Annotated in this window: 17 protein-coding genes; 3 read left to right on the forward strand and 14 right to left on the reverse strand. The window is 57.4% G+C overall.

All coding sequences use genetic code 11. The annotated features are described in order from the left end of the window. The first annotated feature begins 42 nt into the window (after positions 1–42). Both D8M23_RS09290 and D8M23_RS09295 read left to right on the forward strand, forming a co-directional pair. On the forward strand, positions 43–573 hold the full coding sequence (locus D8M23_RS09290; RefSeq protein WP_126854556.1) for a mycothiol transferase: 531 nt from the start codon (positions 43–45) through the stop codon (positions 571–573). Beyond that, the gene (locus tag D8M23_RS09295) at positions 573–1196 is read left to right on the forward strand and encodes a hypothetical protein (RefSeq protein ID WP_202976131.1); all 624 of its coding nucleotides are present in this window, start codon (positions 573–575) and stop codon (positions 1194–1196) included. The genes D8M23_RS09290 and D8M23_RS09295 overlap by 1 nt, the downstream gene beginning before the upstream one ends. Here D8M23_RS09295 and D8M23_RS09300 read toward each other — a convergent pair. The 8 genes from D8M23_RS09300 to D8M23_RS09335 all read right to left on the reverse strand — a co-directional run bounded on the left by D8M23_RS09300 (position 1193) and on the right by D8M23_RS09335 (position 8490). After that, a complete protein-coding gene (locus D8M23_RS09300) occupies positions 1193–1576 on the reverse strand; it encodes a hypothetical protein (protein ID WP_126854557.1) in 384 nt (127 codons plus the stop codon). The genes D8M23_RS09295 and D8M23_RS09300 overlap by 4 nt on opposite strands. Further along, positions 1577–1918, reverse strand: coding sequence for a hypothetical protein (locus D8M23_RS09305; RefSeq protein ID WP_126854558.1), 342 nt, complete (start codon positions 1916–1918; stop codon positions 1577–1579). Positions 1919–2217: 299 nt separating this feature from the next. Beyond that, positions 2218–3042 carry a hypothetical protein gene (locus D8M23_RS09310; RefSeq protein WP_126854559.1) on the reverse strand — a complete coding sequence of 275 codons (825 nt, stop codon included), beginning with the start codon at positions 3040–3042 and terminating at the stop codon, positions 2218–2220. 542 nt (positions 3043–3584) lie between these two features. Next, entirely contained in the window at positions 3585–4721 is a 1137-nt protein-coding gene (gene rlmC / locus D8M23_RS09315; RefSeq protein ID WP_126854560.1) for a 23S rRNA (uracil(747)-C(5))-methyltransferase RlmC, read from the reverse strand. 209 nt (positions 4722–4930) lie between these two features. Further along, positions 4931–5269 (reverse strand): hypothetical protein, encoded by a 339-nt coding sequence (locus D8M23_RS11720; protein ID WP_153274075.1) that lies wholly within the window; start codon positions 5267–5269, stop codon positions 4931–4933. A 250-nt stretch (positions 5270–5519) separates the two neighbouring features. Beyond that, positions 5520–7142, reverse strand: a complete 1623-nt coding sequence (gene groL / locus D8M23_RS09325; protein WP_126854562.1) for a chaperonin GroEL — start codon at positions 7140–7142, stop codon at positions 5520–5522. Positions 7143–7463: 321 nt separating this feature from the next. Further along, entirely contained in the window at positions 7464–8051 is a 588-nt protein-coding gene (locus D8M23_RS09330) for a LytR C-terminal domain-containing protein (protein WP_126854563.1), read from the reverse strand. Between the two features lie 211 nt (positions 8052–8262). After that, positions 8263–8490, reverse strand: coding sequence for a DUF3263 domain-containing protein (locus D8M23_RS09335; RefSeq protein ID WP_023134332.1), 228 nt, complete (start codon positions 8488–8490; stop codon positions 8263–8265). Between the two features lie 88 nt (positions 8491–8578). Here D8M23_RS09335 and D8M23_RS09340 point away from each other — a divergent pair, with 88 nt between their 5' ends. Continuing rightward, positions 8579–9259: a uracil-DNA glycosylase gene (locus D8M23_RS09340; RefSeq protein WP_006887052.1), complete on the forward strand. Its 681-nt coding sequence runs from the start codon at positions 8579–8581 to the stop codon at positions 9257–9259. Positions 9260–9337: 78 nt separating this feature from the next. Here D8M23_RS09340 and D8M23_RS09345 read toward each other — a convergent pair whose 3' ends face one another. From D8M23_RS09345 to D8M23_RS09370, 6 genes are all read right to left on the reverse strand, one after another. Beyond that, on the reverse strand, positions 9338–11335 hold the full coding sequence (locus tag D8M23_RS09345; RefSeq protein ID WP_126854564.1) for a threonine/serine ThrE exporter family protein: 1998 nt from the start codon (positions 11333–11335) through the stop codon (positions 9338–9340). A 219-nt stretch (positions 11336–11554) separates the two neighbouring features. Beyond that, complete coding sequence (locus D8M23_RS09350; protein WP_126854565.1) at positions 11555–11833, reverse strand: HPr family phosphocarrier protein; 279 nt, start codon at positions 11831–11833, stop codon at positions 11555–11557. A 199-nt stretch (positions 11834–12032) separates the two neighbouring features. After that, on the reverse strand, positions 12033–13727 hold the full coding sequence (ptsP, locus tag D8M23_RS09355; protein ID WP_126854566.1) for a phosphoenolpyruvate--protein phosphotransferase: 1695 nt from the start codon (positions 13725–13727) through the stop codon (positions 12033–12035). 53 nt (positions 13728–13780) lie between these two features. Further along, complete coding sequence (locus D8M23_RS09360; RefSeq protein WP_126854567.1) at positions 13781–15916, reverse strand: PTS fructose transporter subunit IIABC; 2136 nt, start codon at positions 15914–15916, stop codon at positions 13781–13783. A 156-nt stretch (positions 15917–16072) separates the two neighbouring features. After that, on the reverse strand, positions 16073–17041 hold the full coding sequence (locus D8M23_RS09365) for a 1-phosphofructokinase family hexose kinase (protein ID WP_037237637.1): 969 nt from the start codon (positions 17039–17041) through the stop codon (positions 16073–16075). Then, positions 17038–17829, reverse strand: coding sequence for a DeoR/GlpR family DNA-binding transcription regulator (locus tag D8M23_RS09370; RefSeq protein ID WP_126854568.1), 792 nt, complete (start codon positions 17827–17829; stop codon positions 17038–17040). The genes D8M23_RS09365 and D8M23_RS09370 overlap by 4 nt, the downstream gene beginning before the upstream one ends. Positions 17830–18097: the final 268 nt, after the last annotated feature.

Consider the following 18097-nt stretch of genomic DNA (forward strand, 5'->3'; position numbering starts at 1 on the left):
AGACTGGTGGTAGACGCTTTTACCCCGAATGAAGGAGCCGTCATGGATGCCCGCAATGTTCTGCGTGAAGCCGCAAGCCGACCCGCCACCGAAGCGAAAGCCCTTGTAGACGCTCTGCCCACAGGGGCGTTGAACGCGCACGCGGGTGGGCATACGAATTCGATCGCCTGGCTGCTGTGGCATGCGGGGCGGCAGATGGATGTGCAGCTCGCGCAGCTGAACGGCGAGCCGCAGGTGTGGCATAGTCAAGGGTTCGACGCCCGCTTCAACTTGGGTGAGCTGGGCGACACGGTGGGCTACGGTCATACTGCGGAGCAGGCGCGTGCCGTCGTGGTGGAGGATGCCGCGCTGCTGGTCGAGTATCTGAGCGCAACTGCTGCGGCGTTGAACGAGTATATTGCGGGTTTGAGTGAGGCTGATTTGGATGACGTGATTGATACGTCGTGGACTCCGCATGTGACGCGCGGGGTGCGGCTGGTGAGTATGATCGACGATGCCGCCCAGCACATGGGGCAGGCGGCGTATGCGGCGGGTATTCTCGCGGGCGCAGCCGGTTCAGGCGGGGAGGCGTAGTGGCAGTTAACACGAACAGAAACGATTGGCGTGATGGTGCAACTGCTGAGCAGGTCGCGACGGTTGAGTGTGTGTACCGTAACCATCCGAGTCTGCCGTATATTTCGCCGGAACGTAACCTGGCGGCGTGGCTTGAGGAGGTGGAGCTATCCTCGTCGAAAGTTGTTCCGAAGTGGGCGCTTGAGCCGGTCGCCAACATTGAACTTTATGGCGGGTACCTGTTTGAGGTGACGGCGGGTGACATTATTCTGCTGTGGCGCATAAGCTTCAGTACCTTCACCACGCAGAGCTGGTTCCCGAAATATTTTGAGCACACCTATGGGATTGACGCGGCATTCGACCTACGGATGCTGGTTGAGGCCGGGTTCGTAGAGATTGAATCCGCCGCTGATTCTTTGGATTTGGTAACCGCTCCGGCACTGCGCAAGGCCCTCAAGGATGCGGGCGTGAATGGATTGAGCAGTGCGAAAAAGGCTGATTTGATGAGGCTCGCGCGGGAGTACCTCTCCCCTGCCCAGCTTGAGGACGCAACTCCCGAGCGGTCTTATAAGCTCACTACCGCAGGGCGCGCGCTTCTTGAGGCCCACCCCGAGGTAGTAGCTAAACATCCGAAGAAGGGTTAAGATTCTTGCCTTTTGGGGTCTTCTGCCCTAAATAAGCTAGGCGGAAGATGGTTCGGCTCAAGACCGTCCGTATTATTTTTATTGGGATTATTATCCCAACTTATGGATAGACCATAGTTCCATGATGTCCTCCATTCCGGGTGATCTTTTTTATTTCGTTTATACCAGAAATCATAAGCCTTCCCTTTCTCAAATTTTTCCCTTTCAATATCTTCTCTATCAGCTTCTATCAAATCTCCATATGGGTTTATTAGGTAAATATCCTTAAGGGCATGGTATCCATTTCGAAAGATAATATTTTTCTGTATTTTATTAAGCTTCTCTGCGCGATAAACCATAATACACGCAAATATAAAACTTACAAAAAGCATAATAAACATTCAGAAAGGTGTACGCTCTAACGCGACACCAAATCCTAAAATTATAAAATTCACCAGAAAACCAATAATTAAACTTATATTTATTGCCCGATTCTTTAACACTACTTTATCCCATGAGGGTTTAGGATAATGCATTCCTCCCATATGCGACTTAATTGAAATTAGATTTTCTCTAACTTCAGCTGATAAAGCACCAAGTTTAATAACCTGATTTTCCAGCGTGGCCCGCACAAGAATATCATTATAGGCAAACTGGATAGTATTTACGTCCAATTCATGCTTAATATTCTCAGGGTAATCATTAGAATCCTTAAGAATTGATGACCATTTCTCAAGACGCAACAGTTCTGGCGGAGTAGTCTCTTTAGAGTTCTCTAAAGATTCTTGATTTACTTTAGCTGTTCGGCAAATTCCGTACCATGTTATAAGTGCCGCTAATATCGACCCCAGAGCAGGTATTGATACCTTAAGAACTTCTTTGAAAACTTCATCGCGTGTCCAGTGGAACCAAAATTTCTACATCACTTTATTTCCTTTCAGGTATCAATAATTTCTCATATAAAAGTAAAATTAATTTTTAATTTAACAAACCTCATTTTCACAACTTGAGTCAATAAGAACATATATTAAACAAATACGTTCTATGCAAAATTACTAACCCAATTAATAAACCACCTGGCTACCTCAGAGCTCGCCACTTTAGTAGTCTCCCTTGAAAACGTTGATGCAATATCTCGAAGAATATTTAAGGCAGCAGGACGTTTTTTTACATCTGACGTAAGTTCATCAATCTCATTTTGGGAAGGATATTGCCCTCGGTTCAAAATTTCAGCAACATCTTCTAAGACACGACGCTCGCGTTTGTCTGTAACTTTATAAGCCTGATGCTCTATCTGCTCTAAAATTTGGACTACAATAGAGCTATTGTCAGTGCTTAAGTTATTATTGTGGATTGAAACTTTCTTGGAACCTTGAACTATGGAAGTTCCTGGGGAATCTTTAACATTTACTCCCATTACAGGATTTATTGCCATATTATAGTACCTATCTGTAAACTTAGCATAACGAATTTTCGATTTGTTTCTATAAAATTCATTAGAGGGGATAGCATTTATATCTGAAGAATGCAAGAAATCAACACATGGATATTCATTCTCTTGTAGCATATCGTCCATAAGACCAATAAATACCTTATTCACATATTTACTTTCAAAATCTTCAAAAAAATATTTTGTATCAATCCATATATTGCGTTCATATGTGTTTTTATCTAAATAACCACGAAGAAGCTTCTTACATTTTTCATAGTCATAATCCCCTAAATCCCAAGGCATCCTTCGATATAGTTCTATAAATTGATATTTATTTTGTGGCGCGTTTACGTTACGCTGTATCCAGTCCCATACAAACCATGCACATACGCCAACAGTAATTACCCAAAATGCAATTGTATATAAAATATTCATATCGAGATATCTTTCGATGATAGGTAATAAGAACTCATTCTTAAGTATTTAACAATAAGATATATAGCTATATCTTGCTATCAAATACTTACAATTATAGAAAATAGTACGCCTTACTTTACGATTTTATTCTCTGTAAAGACATTGGTATATTTTCAGTTTTATAGATAAATCCCATTACAACAATATGTAATACTCATATGTTCCACCATGACTATAAACCTCGGGTTTATTCTCTCAACTCCTAATAGTAGATACACCCTCCATTTAAGCTCTCAAAAACTTCACTTAGTTAATACCTTACCGTTAAGATTCTCTCAGGTGGTGGATTTTTGGAGAGAAGCACCCTACGATTCTGTTTGTGACAAGCTATAGTACGAAACCCACAGCGACACGCCGCTTCATTACACCATCATCTCAGACCCGCAACATTGCGGGTTATCCCCTTAAATCACAAGAAGCGGGTTTTGCCCCAAAAAGGTGAGAAAATATCACCTTTTCGGGGCAAAACCCGCTTCTCACGGAGTTGAGGCGCCCGCCGCCTACCCGCGCTGCAACAACACCATAACCTCATAGTGGTTCGTGTGAGGGAACATATCGAGCAGACGCGCGGCGACCGGCTTGTAAGAAGGCATGCGCTCTAGGTCAGCGGCAAGGGTTTTTGCGTTGCAGCTCGAATAAATCACGTGCTCAATCCCGGATCCCTCAACCCAGGCGCAGAGCCTCTCACCAATACCTCGCCGGGGCGGGTTTACCACCAGCATCTCAGGGGTTTCGCGGGCTTTCACGGCGAACTCGGTTGCATCCCCCGCCGCAAAGTTCACGCCTTCAAGCCCCTGCTCGGCGACGGTGCGCTGGGCGCTGCGAATCGCCTCCGCACTGATTTCGATCCCGGTGACCTCACCCTCACCATTCATCACCTGCGCCGCGTGCAGGGCAAAACCGCCCACGCCGCAATACAAATCCCAGAGCGTGCGCGGCTGCACCTGCGCCACCCACTCGCGGCCCTGCGCGTACATCGCCTGCGCAATCTGCGTGTTCGTCTGAAAGAAACTCTGGGGGCGCAGGTGCAGGCTCATGCCGTTCACGCGCATCGGCAGGGTTTGCCGCTCGGTCAGAATAATCTCTTCATTGCCCTCGATCAGCGCCACATGCTCGCGCAGCAGGTTCACCGACAACACCGCCAACTTCGGCAGACGCTCCTGCAGCCACCCCAGCTGGCGGCGAATAGGCACCAGCAGCTTCTTCGAGCGGAGCACGAACCGCACCATCAGCTCGCCCGTCTCGGATGCGGTCACCAGAATATTCTTGAGCTCACCGCGCCGGGCCGGAATGTCATACGGGGTCAAACCGGCACGCTGAATAAGCTCGTGCAGCACCGGAATAGCAAGCTCAATCGGCTCAATATAGAGCGGGCATTCGCTTAAATCGGTGGCGCGCCCCGAACGATAATCTACGATGCCCAGGGACGGGTTCTGCGCCGAACCGCCCACCACCAGCTTCGCCTTATTCCGAAAATGCGCCTCGGTGCTGGCGACGGGATCCAGCCAGGTCAGGTGAGGGTACGCCGCCAGAAGCCTGCGCGCATCGGCCTGTTTTGCCGCGAGCTGGGCGGGGTACGGGGTTTCAATGCTGGTGCAGGAGCGGCAAAGACTCTCACGGTAATAGGCGCATTCCATAGCCCCACCATTCTACCCTGTGGATGCGCGGGCACGGGTAAGCCGCCGGGTGGTTTCGCTGATGTGCCCCCTCAAGGGGTGCTCCCTCGCCCCTGCCCCATCGAAAAAAGAGCCTTGATAGTGAATAAAGCGGCGAAAACTACGCTTTATTCACATAAAGGCTCTTTTTTGCAGGCAGGACTGGAGCTGAACCGGGCGGGGCGGGAAGGCTACGGCTTCTTTGCCTTCTTCTGCTGGCCCGCTTTAAGCACCGACCTGTACGACCGTGCCGAGAGCACAGATGCTTCCGATAAAACCGATAGCACGCTCATGTAGCTCAGGCACGAGGCAATGGACAGCGAAGAAAAAGCCGAGCCGATAGATCCGAACGAGAAAGCCGAGCCGATAGAAAACGCCGAATTTACGGAGCCAATGCTGCAGAATGAGTTCACCGACCCGATGCTCAGAAATGAATTTCGCGAGCCGATGCTCTTTGTGTTTCGGCCGGAACGGGCGGAGGCATCGGGGGCGTTGTTTTCGGAAGATTTGGAGGTGGTGTTAGGCATCATAAATCCAGCATACCGCGCGGCTTGCCCATCCCGAACGAATTATGGGGCGCATCAAGAACACCCACGCATACGCGCGAGCAGGTAGGATTTGGCCGAAAAGGTAGGATTTTCCTACCTGCTCGGACCAAAAACCACCTGCTCGCGGCTCTGAGATAGACAAAAGCTCTCCGGGGTGGGCTCCGTACCCAGCATTGTGCCGGTCAGGAACCCACCCCGGAGAGCTTCAACATACTCCCTCAGTCGGGAAACGTTACATCATGCCGCCCATCGGGTCAGCAGCCGGTGCCGCAGCGGATGCGGGCTCAGGCTTGTTCGCCACCACAGCCTCGGTGGTCAGGAACAGACCGGCAATCGATGCAGCGTTCTGCAGAGCGGAACGGGTCACCTTCACGGGGTCGTTAATACCCGCAGCCATGAGGTCTTCGTACTCGCCGGTTGCAGCGTTCAGACCGGTGCCCTCGGGCAGGGAACGAACCTTATCGACAACCACGCCGGGCTCAAGGCCAGCGTTCGTTGCGATCTGCTTCAGCGGCGCATCGATAGCCACACGCACGATGTTCGCGCCGGTTGCCTCGTCACCCTTCAGGTCGAGCTTGTCGAAGACCTTCGCGCCCGCCTGAATCAGTGCCACGCCGCCGCCGGGGACGATACCCTCTTCAACGGCTGCCTTTGCGTTGCGCACAGCATCCTCAATGCGGTGCTTGCGTTCCTTCAGCTCAACCTCGGTTGCCGCGCCAGCCTTGAGCACAGCCACACCACCGGCGAGCTTTGCCAGGCGCTCCTGCAGCTTCTCGCGGTCGTAGTCGGAATCGGAGTTTGCGATCTCGGCGCGAATCTGTGCCACGCGGCCCTCAAGTGCGGCGGGGTCACCAGCGCCCTCAATAATGGTGGTCTCGTCCTTGGTGACAACAACCTTGCGTGCCTTACCCAGCATCTCAAGGGTTGCGGTATCCAGGGACAGGCCAACCTCTTCGGTAATAACCTGGCCGCCGGTGAGGATCGCAATATCAGCCATCATAGCCTTGCGACGATCACCGAAACCGGGTGCCTTCACGGCAACGGACTTGATGGAGCCGCGCATCTTGTTCAGCACGAGCAGCGCCAGAGCCTCGCCCTCAACATCCTCGGCGATAATCAGCAGCGGCTTGCCGGACTGCATGACCTTCTCAAGAACGGGAACCAGATCCTTCACGTTCGAGATCTTCTGGTTGACCACCAGGATGTAGGGGTCTTCCAGCACAGCTTCCTGACGCTCGGGGTCGGTCACGAAGTAGCCGGAGAGGAAGCCCTTATCGAAGCGCATACCCTCGGTGAGTTCCAGGTGCAGGCCGAAGGTGTTGGACTCCTCAACGGTAATCACGCCTTCCTTACCGACCTTCTCCATAGCCTGAGCGATCAGCTTACCGATCTCCTGATCGCCCGCAGAGATGGATGCGGTTGCCGCGATCTCTTCCTCAGTCTCAACCTCTTTTGCGGAGTCGAGCAGGGTCTTGGTGACCTCCTCAACAGCCTTCTCAATACCGCGCTTGAGGCTCAGCGGGTCAGCACCGGCAGCCACGTTGCGCAGACCCTCACGCACGAGCGCCTGGGCCAGCACGGTTGCGGTGGTGGTACCGTCACCTGCGATATCGTCGGTCTTCTTGGCTACCTCTTTGACGAGTTCGGCGCCAATCTTTTCATAGGGGTCTTCAAGCTCGATCTCTTTGGCGATGGAAACACCGTCGTTGGTGATCGTGGGTGCGCCCCACGACTTCTCAAGCACGACGTTGCGGCCACGGGGGCCAAGAGTTACCTTAACGGCATCGGCTAGGGTGTTCAGTCCGCGCTCTAGACCGCGACGAGCTTCTTCATCAAAAGCAATAAGTTTTGCCATGTGGCGATGTCCCTCCTGGACCTATATTTCCTGATAAATGAATGTAGGAATCCCTATATCAAAAGTGTGCGGTGCACCCGAGCGGATGCGCCGCCGCAGAACGCTTCACGGCGCATGCGCACCGTGGGTGCACCGAATGCTACATCAATTTTGGCACCGACCGCACCCAGGGGCAAACATTTTCGGCCGTGGCGGGCCATCATATCGCCAACAGCGCAAGGAACACGCGCGGCACGGCAGGAAAACAGGGCACAGCCCACACAGATGCTCACGGGCACAGCACTAACGCCCGGATCATGTACAGGGGAAAGAAGGAATGAACTAGCTCTGGAAGTCGCTGGCAAGCACCACGACTGTGTCGTTACTGCCCAGATCCTCGGCGGTGCCTTCCTGAACATTACTAATACCCACAGCGTTAGCAACCTGCTGGGCCTGCTGCTGGGCGCCGCTCTTATAGTAGACGGTGCTGCTCTGCGGCGGGTTACCGGGCCAGTTGCCGGTCTCGCTAATGGTGTAGCTCTTAAGCTTAGCGGCGGCACGGGATGCGCTGCCCGAAGGAGCCGACGCGTTATACACGGCCACAGTCCCCGAGGTGGAGCTCTGGCTCGACGACTGCGACGGCTGGGCGCTGCCGCTCTTATTCCCGCCATCAGTTTTCGGGGCGTTACTGGAAGGGCTGGCGGCCGCCTTACCCGCATACGCTTTAGAACCTACAGAGTTGGGTGAACTGTAGCGGGGAGCCATCACATACATGGACGCACCCAAGAGCAACGCAATAACCCCGGCCGTGACAAGAGGAATAGCTCCTCGCGGGTCCTTAGCGGGGTCGTCGATAGTACCGCGATAGATGCCGCGCCGGGCGGTATTCTCGTCGATATCATCGAATTCGTCGTGCGGATACTTACTCATGCATCTCTCGGGTGGGTCGTCTTTGGTGTTCTATACAGATTACAGGGATTCTCGCCCGACTCCAAGGACGGGTCTGAACAATAACACACCCATTGTAAAGTTTTCAGGAAGAGTTATTCAGCATCCTCTACCGTTTTGTGGCTAATTTATCTGCCGAACCGCAGGCGCCCTGCGGCCCTCATTGGGCGCGGTGCTCAACGCCGCCAGAACGCTACTGCTGGTCGCGGTGCTCCCGCAGGCGCGCAGTCAGAATCGGCTCCGCCGCAATGACGCGAGGGTCATCAATCATCGTGTTGAGCTTCTGATAATAGGCAATAGGTGTGATGCCCAGCGCCCCAATGGTTTTCTCCTTCGACCCCTGGTACTTCCAGCGGCGCTTCTCAATACCAATAATGGCCCGCTCCAAGGGGCTGAGTTCCTCAAATTTCTTATTCACCATGACCTCGCGGGTGTTCTCACAGACCGGGTGTGCTCTACTCTAGAGTACGTAATTTATGTTGTGTGCGCCGCACCTACGGGAGGTATCCATGTCCGAGTATCCGCCGCTGTCGTCCATTATGCACGAAGAATGGGCGCAAGCCCTCGCCCCGGTCGAACCGCAAATCCGCGCCATGGGCGATTTTTTGCGCACCGAACACGCCGCAGGACACCGCACCTTCCCCGCCGGGGACGACATTTTCCGTGCCTTCGCCCGACCCATGAGCGAAGTCAAAGTGCTCATCCTCGGACAAGACCCGTACCCCACCCCCGGGCACGCCATGGGCATGTCATTCTCAGTGCACCGCGATGTGCGCCCCCTGCCGCGCTCGCTGAACAACATCTACCGGGAACTCAACGACGATTTAGGAATCGCCCCCGCAGAACACGGCGATCTCTCCAGCTGGGCTGACGAAGGGGTGATGCTCATGAACAGGGTGCTCAGCGTGCGAGAAGGCAAACCCGCCTCCCACCGCAATAAAGGCTGGGAACAGGTGACCCAGCAGGCCATTGAAGCCCTCGTAGCCCGCGACAAACCACTGGTGGGGCTGCTGTGGGGCGCCGATGCACGCCGCACCGCGCCCATGCTCGCACCGTACCCGTGCGTGGAGTCGGCGCACCCCTCACCGCTCTCAGCCAGCAAAGGGTTCTTCGGCTCCCGCCCGTTCTCACGCGTGAACGAGCTGCTGGCACAGCAGGGGGCCACCGGGGTGGACTGGCACGTCAAATAGGGTTTTAAACGGCGGTTGCCGTAGCCGAACGGAATCACATCCGCCTGGCTACGGCAACACTGTTTTAAGGGGGCTAGGCTAGTCCGTCTCCCTCGTGGTCGGTGCGAACCGCTGCAGCAGGTACTGCATCAGGTAGTTACCCGCCGCCGTGCCCGCCGCCATGGCAATCACAACCGAAACCGCCGTGACCATGCTGGAGAGGCCGAACACCACGTTCGTATCAACCGTGAGCAGATACATGCCCCGGAAAAATTCCAGGCCCGGCAGCAGGAACGTCAGCGCCGGAATCGAAAAGATCGCCTGCGGCGCGTGCAGCCTATACGCCATATAGGTGCTGAACAGGCCAATCACAAACGCAGCCAGCGCCGTATTTGACCGGCCCGTGCTCTCCCCCGTCAGCACCCAGTACCCGTAGTACGTGATCAGGCCCGCGGTGGTAATCATCAGCAGCCAGCCGATTTTTGCCACCTTCGTGTGCGCTGCCACGGCAAACGCCGCGGTCGCCGCCAACATAAACACAGAAAAAGTGGCGGTATCGGACGGGACGAACTTCGTCTGCTCAATATCGATAGTGGGCCCGCCAAAAACCGCTAAGGCGCTCACCGCGCTGGCAATACCAATCACCAGCCCCAGGAAGCTCATACCTGTAGACACGAACCGCCCCGCAGATGTAATCGGGAACCCGTTAATCGCGTCCTGCACCGCAGACACCAGGCGGGATGTCGGCAGGAACATGATCAGACCCGCCGCAACCACCAGCGGCGCCGACAGCGGCGTATCCGGCCGGTGCAGCATCGACCCCTCACCACCGAGCAGAATCGCCAGGAACGTCATAAGCCCCGCGCTGGCGGCCATCCGGAAGAACGCGGGCATCCCAATCTTCCGCAGCCATTGAATCAGCAGGTACACGGGCGTGAAAATAATACCCGCCGCCACCGCAGTCGCCCAGCCGCCGCCCAGAGCAACCGTAAGCGTCGAAGCCCCAAAAATATTCGCCAACCAGATCACCGCCGGCGGGTACGGTTTGGGGCGGTGCGTAATCTCACTCAACCGCAGATCCGCCACCTCAAGGGTGATGCCACCGGCTGTAATCTCGTGAATCAGCTCGTAAATGGAGGCCAGCGCCTCGTAGTTCTCCGTAGAAGAACGCACCACCCGCACCAGGGTGTGGGTGAACCTCTCATCCAGGCCCACGCGCTTCATAATGCGCGACTCCATGTACGTGTCCGGGTCGGAGGTGTAGTTAATCGTCACCGACTGGTTGGTAATATCAACCTCAACCGAGTCCAGGCCGAACGCCGAAGAAACCGCAATAATAGCGGAATCCACATCCATGGCATCCGCCCCGTAATGGAACATAGCCTCCGCCAGACGCAGAGTGTAGTTCAGGGTGTCCCGGGCGTGCTCCTTCTCACGGCGGAACGCCTCACGTGCGGCCTGTTCCTCCTTGCGGCTCTTGAGCGCAAACTGCCGCTGAGCGATACGGGCGCTGCCGCGCAGGGCGGGGCCCTCGGCACCCGGACGCACAAATGACCGCAGGGTACGCACGCCCCAGCGCCCGCCCCCGCCGCGGCGCACCGTTGGCAAGGTGGTGGTCGGCTCCGACTTCGGGGAGGCGTACCCCTCCGGCGGCTCGGGATCCACCCCACCGAACCGCTGGGCTGCCTGCGAATTCGGCACGCGCGGGATCATACCCGTCATCGGAACCGGGCGTGAGGGCGGGTAAGCCGCAGCCACCTCAGAGGATTCGGGGGTGGTTTCGCCCGGCATCGGCTCGGGCACCAGCTCATCGTCAATGGAGACAGTCGGCATGCCTGCCTCATCCACCGGCAGCAGCTGCGTCTGCTCGGTGCTCGTCTCAACCCCGTGCGCCTGCGCCACCTCGTACAGTGCTTTGCGGGAGCTGCGGGAAGAATGCGCAAGCGCGTCCCGTAATTGCGCGTCGTTCACCTGGTTCAGCGACACAGCCGGCATGGGGTGCGCGTGCGGCTCATACCTTGTGGGGCGCGGTGTGGTGTGTGGATTATCGTGGGGTTCTGAACCGTCGCCGGTGGGACGGTTCCGCTCATCTGCCATAGGTGTCTCCGAAGTGTTTGGGCTGCGTACCTAGTCTAGCAAGCAGCACCTGTGCGTGAAACAAAAAACGCAGCAAAATTTAGTGTAAAAATTGCTGAGCGCAGCATACCCTCAGGGGCGGTGAGCTGGGTGATTAAACGCCCCGCCGCCGGTGACATTTTCCGGCGGCGGGGCGTCTGAGTCGAATAAGACGGCTACACGTTATCGTATAGTCCGTGTTTACTCGGCGTCGTGGTCGGTCTCAAGGATCTTGACCAGAGTGTCTAGAGCCTCTTCAGCGCCTTCACCTTCGGCGCGCAGAACAACGACGTCACCGTGCTTAGCGCCCAAAGACATCAAGGACAGGATGGATGCTGCATCCATAGCCTCATCGGCGGGATCACCCTTGGCCGCGATAGTAACCTCGACGGGGAGGTCGCCTGCTGCCTCAGCGAAAATAGCTGCCGGACGGGCGTGTAGACCAACACGGCTGGCAATGGTTGCTTCGCGCTCTGCCATAGTTTTCTCCTTTATGGAATAAGTTACGTTGCTTACTATTCTAGTGCAGACGGGTGGTTTTGTACCCGTATTTAGGTGATTCTACCGTAAATTTCCGCCCACTACTTAGGTTCATGATGACCCCATCAGGGGCGCATCGGCGGCTGCGGCTCTACCACGGCCTCAACCCCCGATGCGTCCCGCACACCAGCGGGCGTTACTACAGGCCCAGCTCGTCCAGGATCGGCAGCTCTTCACGGGCTGCAGCCTTCGCCTCAGCCGAAGAGATCTGCTCCAACGCCTTATTGGCGATGTGCCGCGCCTGCTCCAAGGTCACAGACTTCAGCACCGCGGCGACCGCCGGAATAGCGGCGGCGTTCATCGACAGGGTGTCCACACCCAACCCGATCAGCACCACGGCCAGCGCCGGGTCTGAGGCAGCCTCACCGCACACGCTCACGTACTTCTTCTTGCCCGCGTTCACGGAGGCCCGCTTGGCGCCCTTGACAGTCAGCTTAATCATCTTCAGCACCGCCGGCTGCCACGGGTTGTTCAGGTGCGCCAAATCGCCCAGCAGGCGGTCGGCGGCCATGGTGTACTGGGTCAGGTCGTTCGTGCCGATCGACACGAAATCAACCTCGCCCAGAATTGCCTCAGCGTTCACGGCGGCGGCAGGGGTTTCCACCATCACACCGTGCACCGGCAGGTCTACCTCTTTGAGCATTTTCGCGAAGTTACGCGCCTCAGAGGTGGTTGAAATCATGGGGGCCATCACCCAAATATCGGCGTCTGACTCGTCATACGCCTTCTTAATGGCCTCCAGCTGGCGGGTGAGCACCCCGGGTACGGTCCAGTCGGTACGGAACCCGCGCACACCCAGCGCCGGGTTCTCTTCCTCTTTCACGTTCAGGAACGGCAGGGGCTTATCGGCGCCCGCGTCCAGGGTGCGGACCACAATATGTTTGCCGGGGAATGCGTCGAAAACGGACTTGTAGGTTTGTGCCTGCGTCTCAATGCTCGGCTCGGCGTCATGACCAAGGAACCCAAATTCGGTACGCAGCAGACCCACACCTTCGGCGTTGAGGCTCGCAGCCTTCTCAGCGGATTTGCCGTCGCCCACGTTTGCGTAAAGCTCCACCCGGGTGCCGTCGGCGAGCACGCCTTCACCGTCGAAGTCGGCGATAGGTTTGCGGTTGGCGTACTTCTCGGCGGCTTGACGGTCGGCATCGGTCGGTTCGGTGTCCACTATGCCTTCGTTAGAATCCACGTATACGACGGTCCCGTCGGGGATTTCGGTCACGCCTTTAGCCGCCACAATCGCGGGAAGGCCCAGCCCGCGTGCCAGGATCGCGGTGTGCGCCTGCGGGCCGCCGTCGGAGGTGATCAGGGCAATCACTTTCTCAGGGTCTAGGGTTGCGGTATCGGCCGGGGCCAGGTCAATGGCAGCGAGCACAAACGGCTCATCCGAGAAGGGGATGCCGGGGGCCTGCTGGCCGGTGAGGTCGGCGACAATGCGGGCGCGCACATCGTGGATGTCGGTCACGCGCTCAGCCATGTACCCGCCAAGGGCAGCCATCTGGTCAGCGAAGGAGGTCGCAGCCTCCCAGATAGCGCGTTCGGGTGCCATCTCCTGGGTCTCAACCAGTTTAATGGCGCTCTTAATAAGCGCACGGTCGGTGGCCATCTGGGAGGTGGACTTCAGCACGGCCTTACCGTCACGCCCGGCGTGCTCGGCGCGGGAAAGCAGGTCTTCCTTCACACGCTGGGATGCGTCTTTAATGCGCTGGGAGGCTGCCTCAATGGTCTCGCCGCTCAGGCGCAGCCCGTCTTTAGGTTCCTGGATAGGTTCGGGCATCTGTTTGACGGGACCAATCACGCGTCCGGCGTAAACACCAACGCCCTTATAAGTAGTCATGAAGGTATTTTCCTTAGGTTGAAGTTGTCTTCAAGTGTAGCGTGTTCTACGTCTTAAGCCGCGACCTTCTCGGCCTTTGACGTAGCGCCGATCGATTTCAGCACCAGGTACACCAGTGCCGAAAGCAGGGTTCCGGCAGCTACCGCCACCAAGAACATCAGCACGTTATTGCTCAGCAGAACAATCCAGATACCGCCGTGTGGTGCCGGGGAGGCCACGTGCGCACTCATGGAGATAGCACCCGCGAGCGCACCGCCCACAACGGAGGAGGAGATCACGCGCAGCGGATCCGCCGAAGCGAACGGGATAGCCCCCTCGGAGATGAAGGACGCACCCAGCAGCCACGCGGCTTTGCCGTTCTCCCGTTCGGGTTCGGTGAAGAGTTTGGGGCGCAGGGTGGTGGCCAGCGCCATGGCCAGCGGCGGAACCATACCGGAGATGATGACGGCCGCCATGATTTCCTGGTTCACGGCACCGCCGTTTGAGAGGCCGGTAGTAGCGAATAGGTAGGCCGCCTTATTAATGGGGCCGCCCAAGTCGGAGGCCATCATAGCGCCCAGGATCAAACCAAGAACAAGGGAGGAAGTGCCCGACATTGACGTCAGCCAACCCTGTAGTGCAGACATAACCCAGGCCAGGGGTGCACCCAGCAGCAGATACATGACGGCACCTGCTATGAGGGAGGTGACAAGCGGGGTGATCACCACGGGCATCATGGAGCCGAGCCAGCGCGGCAGTTTCAGTGTTCCCAGCCCGTAGGCAACCACACCGGCGAGGATACCGCCGACAATACCGCCGAGGAAGCCAGCTTTCACGGTGACCGCCACGGTACCGGCGATGAAGCCCGGGGCGATACCGGGCCGCTGCGCCAGACCGTACGCAATGTAGGCGGCGAGCGCGGGCACCATCAGCTCAATACCGAAACCGCCAATAGTGTGCAGCACCACGCCCAGGTACAGGGTCCAGTGGGTGCCGTTGAGATTAAAGAGGGAGGAGTTCTCAAGAATACTCTTCCGGGCGGCCTCATTCAGGTCCCCCAGGTTTGGTGTGGTGACTGCCTCAAGCATGAAGCCCAGCGCCACAATAATACCGCCCGCAGCAACGAACGGGATCATGTACGACACACCGGTCATCACGGCCTTGTAGATGCGCGTACCCCACGAGCCTTCAACAACGGAGGAGCTGTCCTCAGTGGTGGAGGTGGCCGCGGCCACGCGCTTACCGTTGGGGTTCTCGGCCTCGGCCAGGGCCTCGTTCAGCATGGCTTCGGGCTCGTCAATACCGCGTTTAACCGGGGACTCCACGTAGGGCTTACCGGCGAAGCGGTTGCGGTCGCGCACGTTCACGGAGACCGCAAACACCACGGCGTCGGCTTCATCAATATCGGCCTGGGTGAGGGTCTCATTACCGGAGGAGCCCTGGGTTTCGACCTTGAAGTCGTAGCCGAGGTCTTCTGCCGCGTATTTGAGGGCATCGGCGGCCATGTAGGTGTGAGCGATGCCGGTGGGGCAGGCGGTGACGGCCACGATTTTCTTTTTCGCGGCTGCCGGTGCGGTGTCCTCACCGGCGGGTTTAACCTGTGCCGCTGCCTTTGCTTCGGTGGGCTCCGCCTTCTTGTCGCTGCCTTCAGCGGAGGCGCCGCCCTGAGAGCTGGCGGTACCGGCTGCCGGTGCGGCCGCAGAGTCTTTCGTAGCAGAGTCTTTCGCTGCGGTGCTCTTTGCGTCTTTTTTCGCGTTCCCGCCGCCGAGCGCCCCGGAGACCAGTTCCACGATCTCTTCGGGGGTTTTTGCCTCGCGCAGGGATGCGGTGAATGACTTCTTCATGAGTGAGCGTGCCAGGGTGGAGAGCAGCTTCAGGTGCGCCTGGTCTGCCCCGTCGGGTGCGGCGATGAAGAAGATCAAATCGGCGGGGCCGTCTTTCGCCCCGAAGTCCACGGCCGGGGTGGGGCGGGCCATGGCTAGGGTAGGCACGGTGACTGCCGCCGAGCGGCAGTGCGGGATGGCGATACCGCCGGGGATGCCGGTGTCGGTCTTGGATTCACGTGCCTTCGCATCAGCGTACAGCTGGTCGAAATCATTGGCGCGCTCGGCCTTCACAATGGTGTGGGCTAACCGTTCAATGACGTCAAAACGTGAGTCACCGAGGTTCTCATCCAGCAGGACGAGCTCCGGTGCGATGAGTTCAGACATGTCTGCTACCCTCCTTGGGGGTATGTGTGTTGTGTGCCGGGTTGGGGTTGCGTGGGGTCCGCTCCGGCCGGGTGTTGTTTGATATATAGGGTGAAAACTCTTCGTATTCTGTTATTGGAATATTCTGACGTGTGGGTTTACCTGCATTGAGCGCTGTTAGACCGCCAGGGTCTGCACGGTAACCTTCTGCGGGGTGGTCGCTTCAAGGGCGGGTACGCGTGTGCCCGGAAGGGAAGCAGCCGCAGAACCGTGCGCGACCGCCTGCACCAGCGCATCCTGCGGTGAGGCCCCGCGCTCGTGAGCGATCAAAAAACCCGCCAGGGAGCAGTCACCGGCACCGACCGTGCTGCGCACTGTCACGGGTTCGTGCTTGGCCCACCAGGCACCTTCAGCGCTAATAAGCACCGCGCCTTCCCCACCCAGGGTAGCCAGCACATACCGGATGCCTTGATCCACCAGGTGCCGGGCGGTGCGGGCGGTCAGTTCGGGGCTGGCCTCAAGCTCACGCCAGTTATCGGATCCCGTCAGCTGCGCCAGCTCCTCAGAATTCGGCTTAATCAGGGTGGGTTTATGCTCCCCGCGCGCGGTGGCGATAAGCGGGGCCTCAGAAGTATCAACCGCGATATTGCCGGTAAACCCGGCCGAACGCAGCTTACCCACCAGCTCGGCATAATAGGAGGCGTCCAGCCCAGGCGGCAGTGAACCGGCCAGCACCACCCAGTGCGCCTGCTGCCCGTCGTTCACCGCGCACGCGCGTTCCACCACCAGCTGGTCCAGCGCCTGGCGCAGTTCGGCGGTGAAATGGGTTCCGGGGGCGTTCAGTTTGGTGGTGGTACCGTCCGGGTCTACCACAGTAATATTTGACCGGATCGGCTCGCCTGTGGGCAGGTTCGCGTACTCCACGCCTACCTCGCGCAGTCCGGTCAGCACCGGGTCGGTGGCCTCACCGGGGATAACGGCAAGGGTCGGAACGTGGGATACGTGCAGGGCTCGGGAAATATTCACTCCCTTGCCGCCAGGGTCCTGTACGGCGCCGGTTGCGCGCTGCACAGCCCCGTGCGCCAAGGGCGCGCCAAGCTCAATAGTGCGATCCAAACTGGGGTTAGCGGTCAGGGTAATAATCATGCGATAATCACCTCCACACCGGCACCCTCCAGCGCCTGAGCTAGTTCTCCCTCGGGTGCACGGTCAGTAATCAGCGTGTCAATATCCTCAAAATCGGCGAACCGCACCAGCGACTCGTTGCCGAACTTCGCCGAATCGCACAGCAGCACCACGCGGCGGGCCGACTTGCAGATAGCGGTCTTCACAATCGCCTCGTTCATGCCGGGAGTTGAGACACCGAACTCGGCGCCAATGCCGTTAGCCCCAATAAAAGCGATGTCGGGGCGCACGGTGGAGAAATAGTTTGCGGCGCGCGCACCGATGGCGGCCCACGTCATTTTGCGCAGCTGACCGCCCACCAGCTCCATGGTGATGCCCTCAGCCTCAGCGAGTTTCACCGCAATGTGCAGGGCGTGGGTAATAATAATGCGGTCACTACCGGTTTTGAGGCTAAAGTTCTCAGCCCCTATCTGATCCGCCAAAATCTCAATGGTTGAGCCCGCGTCCAACACAATAGAGCCCACCTCGGAGTCGCGGAGCATATTGTACGCCTTCGTGGCGATACGCCGCTTCTCGGGGGTGTTCATACCCTGCCGCGAGGCGATAGAGGATTCAAGGGAGGTGGACTGCTCCACCGTTACGGCACCACCGTGTACACGGCGGAGTTTGCCTGCTTCTTCGAGGGCGGCCAGATCGCGGCGCACGGTCTCCATCGTCACGTCGTAGCGGCGTGCGAGTTCCGCGCCGTTGACGCGGCGAGCCGACGCTACAAGCTTCGCGATTTCAGCGCGGCGTTCTTCAGCGAACATAGATGTTCTTCACTTTCGGTCGGGGCGGTAAAGGTAGGCGGCAGAGGCGGCCCATTCCGGCAAGAACAGTCACGCGCTCCATACTGGTTTCAAGCTGTAACCCATTGCAACAGCCCTGTACTTGATTTTATGTGGGTTTCTGTGGGCACGTCAATAGAACCCACCCTAAGGCTCACATATATGACGAAATTTCGCTAGAAAAACCACATTAGGGGTGGCTCCCACCGGCACACCGCCCGGTGCACCCGGTCAGGAAACCACACCCAAG

The sequence above is a fragment of the Rothia sp. HSID18067 genome (assembly GCF_003989445.1).
Classification (GTDB): Bacteria; Actinomycetota; Actinomycetes; order Actinomycetales; family Micrococcaceae; genus Rothia; species Rothia aeria.

Bases quoted from the DNA above. Each gene is read 5' to 3' on its own strand.
- D8M23_RS09360 (WP_126854567.1), bottom strand. From the start codon at position 15,916: ATGTCTGAACTCATCGCACCGGAGCTCGTCCTGCTGGATGAGAACCTC.
- D8M23_RS09335 (WP_023134332.1), bottom strand. From the start codon at position 8,490: ATGGTGAATAAGAAATTTGAGGAACTCAGCCCCTTGGAGCGGGCCATT.
- D8M23_RS09345 (WP_126854564.1), bottom strand. From the start codon at position 11,335: ATGGCAGATGAGCGGAACCGTCCCACCGGCGACGGTTCAGAACCCCAC.
- D8M23_RS09340 (WP_006887052.1), top strand. From the start codon at position 8,579: ATGTCCGAGTATCCGCCGCTGTCGTCCATTATGCACGAAGAATGGGCG.
- groL (WP_126854562.1), bottom strand. From the start codon at position 7,142: ATGGCAAAACTTATTGCTTTTGATGAAGAAGCTCGTCGCGGTCTAGAG.
- ptsP (WP_126854566.1), bottom strand. From the start codon at position 13,727: ATGACTACTTATAAGGGCGTTGGTGTTTACGCCGGACGCGTGATTGGT.
- D8M23_RS09300 (WP_126854557.1), bottom strand. From the start codon at position 1,576: ATGTTTATTATGCTTTTTGTAAGTTTTATATTTGCGTGTATTATGGTT.
- D8M23_RS09330 (WP_126854563.1), bottom strand. From the start codon at position 8,051: ATGAGTAAGTATCCGCACGACGAATTCGATGATATCGACGAGAATACC.
- D8M23_RS09350 (WP_126854565.1), bottom strand. From the start codon at position 11,833: ATGGCAGAGCGCGAAGCAACCATTGCCAGCCGTGTTGGTCTACACGCC.
- D8M23_RS09370 (WP_126854568.1), bottom strand. From the start codon at position 17,829: ATGTTCGCTGAAGAACGCCGCGCTGAAATCGCGAAGCTTGTAGCGTCG.
- rlmC (WP_126854560.1), bottom strand. From the start codon at position 4,721: ATGGAATGCGCCTATTACCGTGAGAGTCTTTGCCGCTCCTGCACCAGC.
- D8M23_RS09290 (WP_126854556.1), top strand. From the start codon at position 43: ATGGATGCCCGCAATGTTCTGCGTGAAGCCGCAAGCCGACCCGCCACC.
- D8M23_RS09310 (WP_126854559.1), bottom strand. From the start codon at position 3,042: ATGAATATTTTATATACAATTGCATTTTGGGTAATTACTGTTGGCGTA.
- D8M23_RS11720 (WP_153274075.1), bottom strand. From the start codon at position 5,269: ATGATGCCTAACACCACCTCCAAATCTTCCGAAAACAACGCCCCCGAT.
- D8M23_RS09365 (WP_037237637.1), bottom strand. From the start codon at position 17,041: ATGATTATTACCCTGACCGCTAACCCCAGTTTGGATCGCACTATTGAG.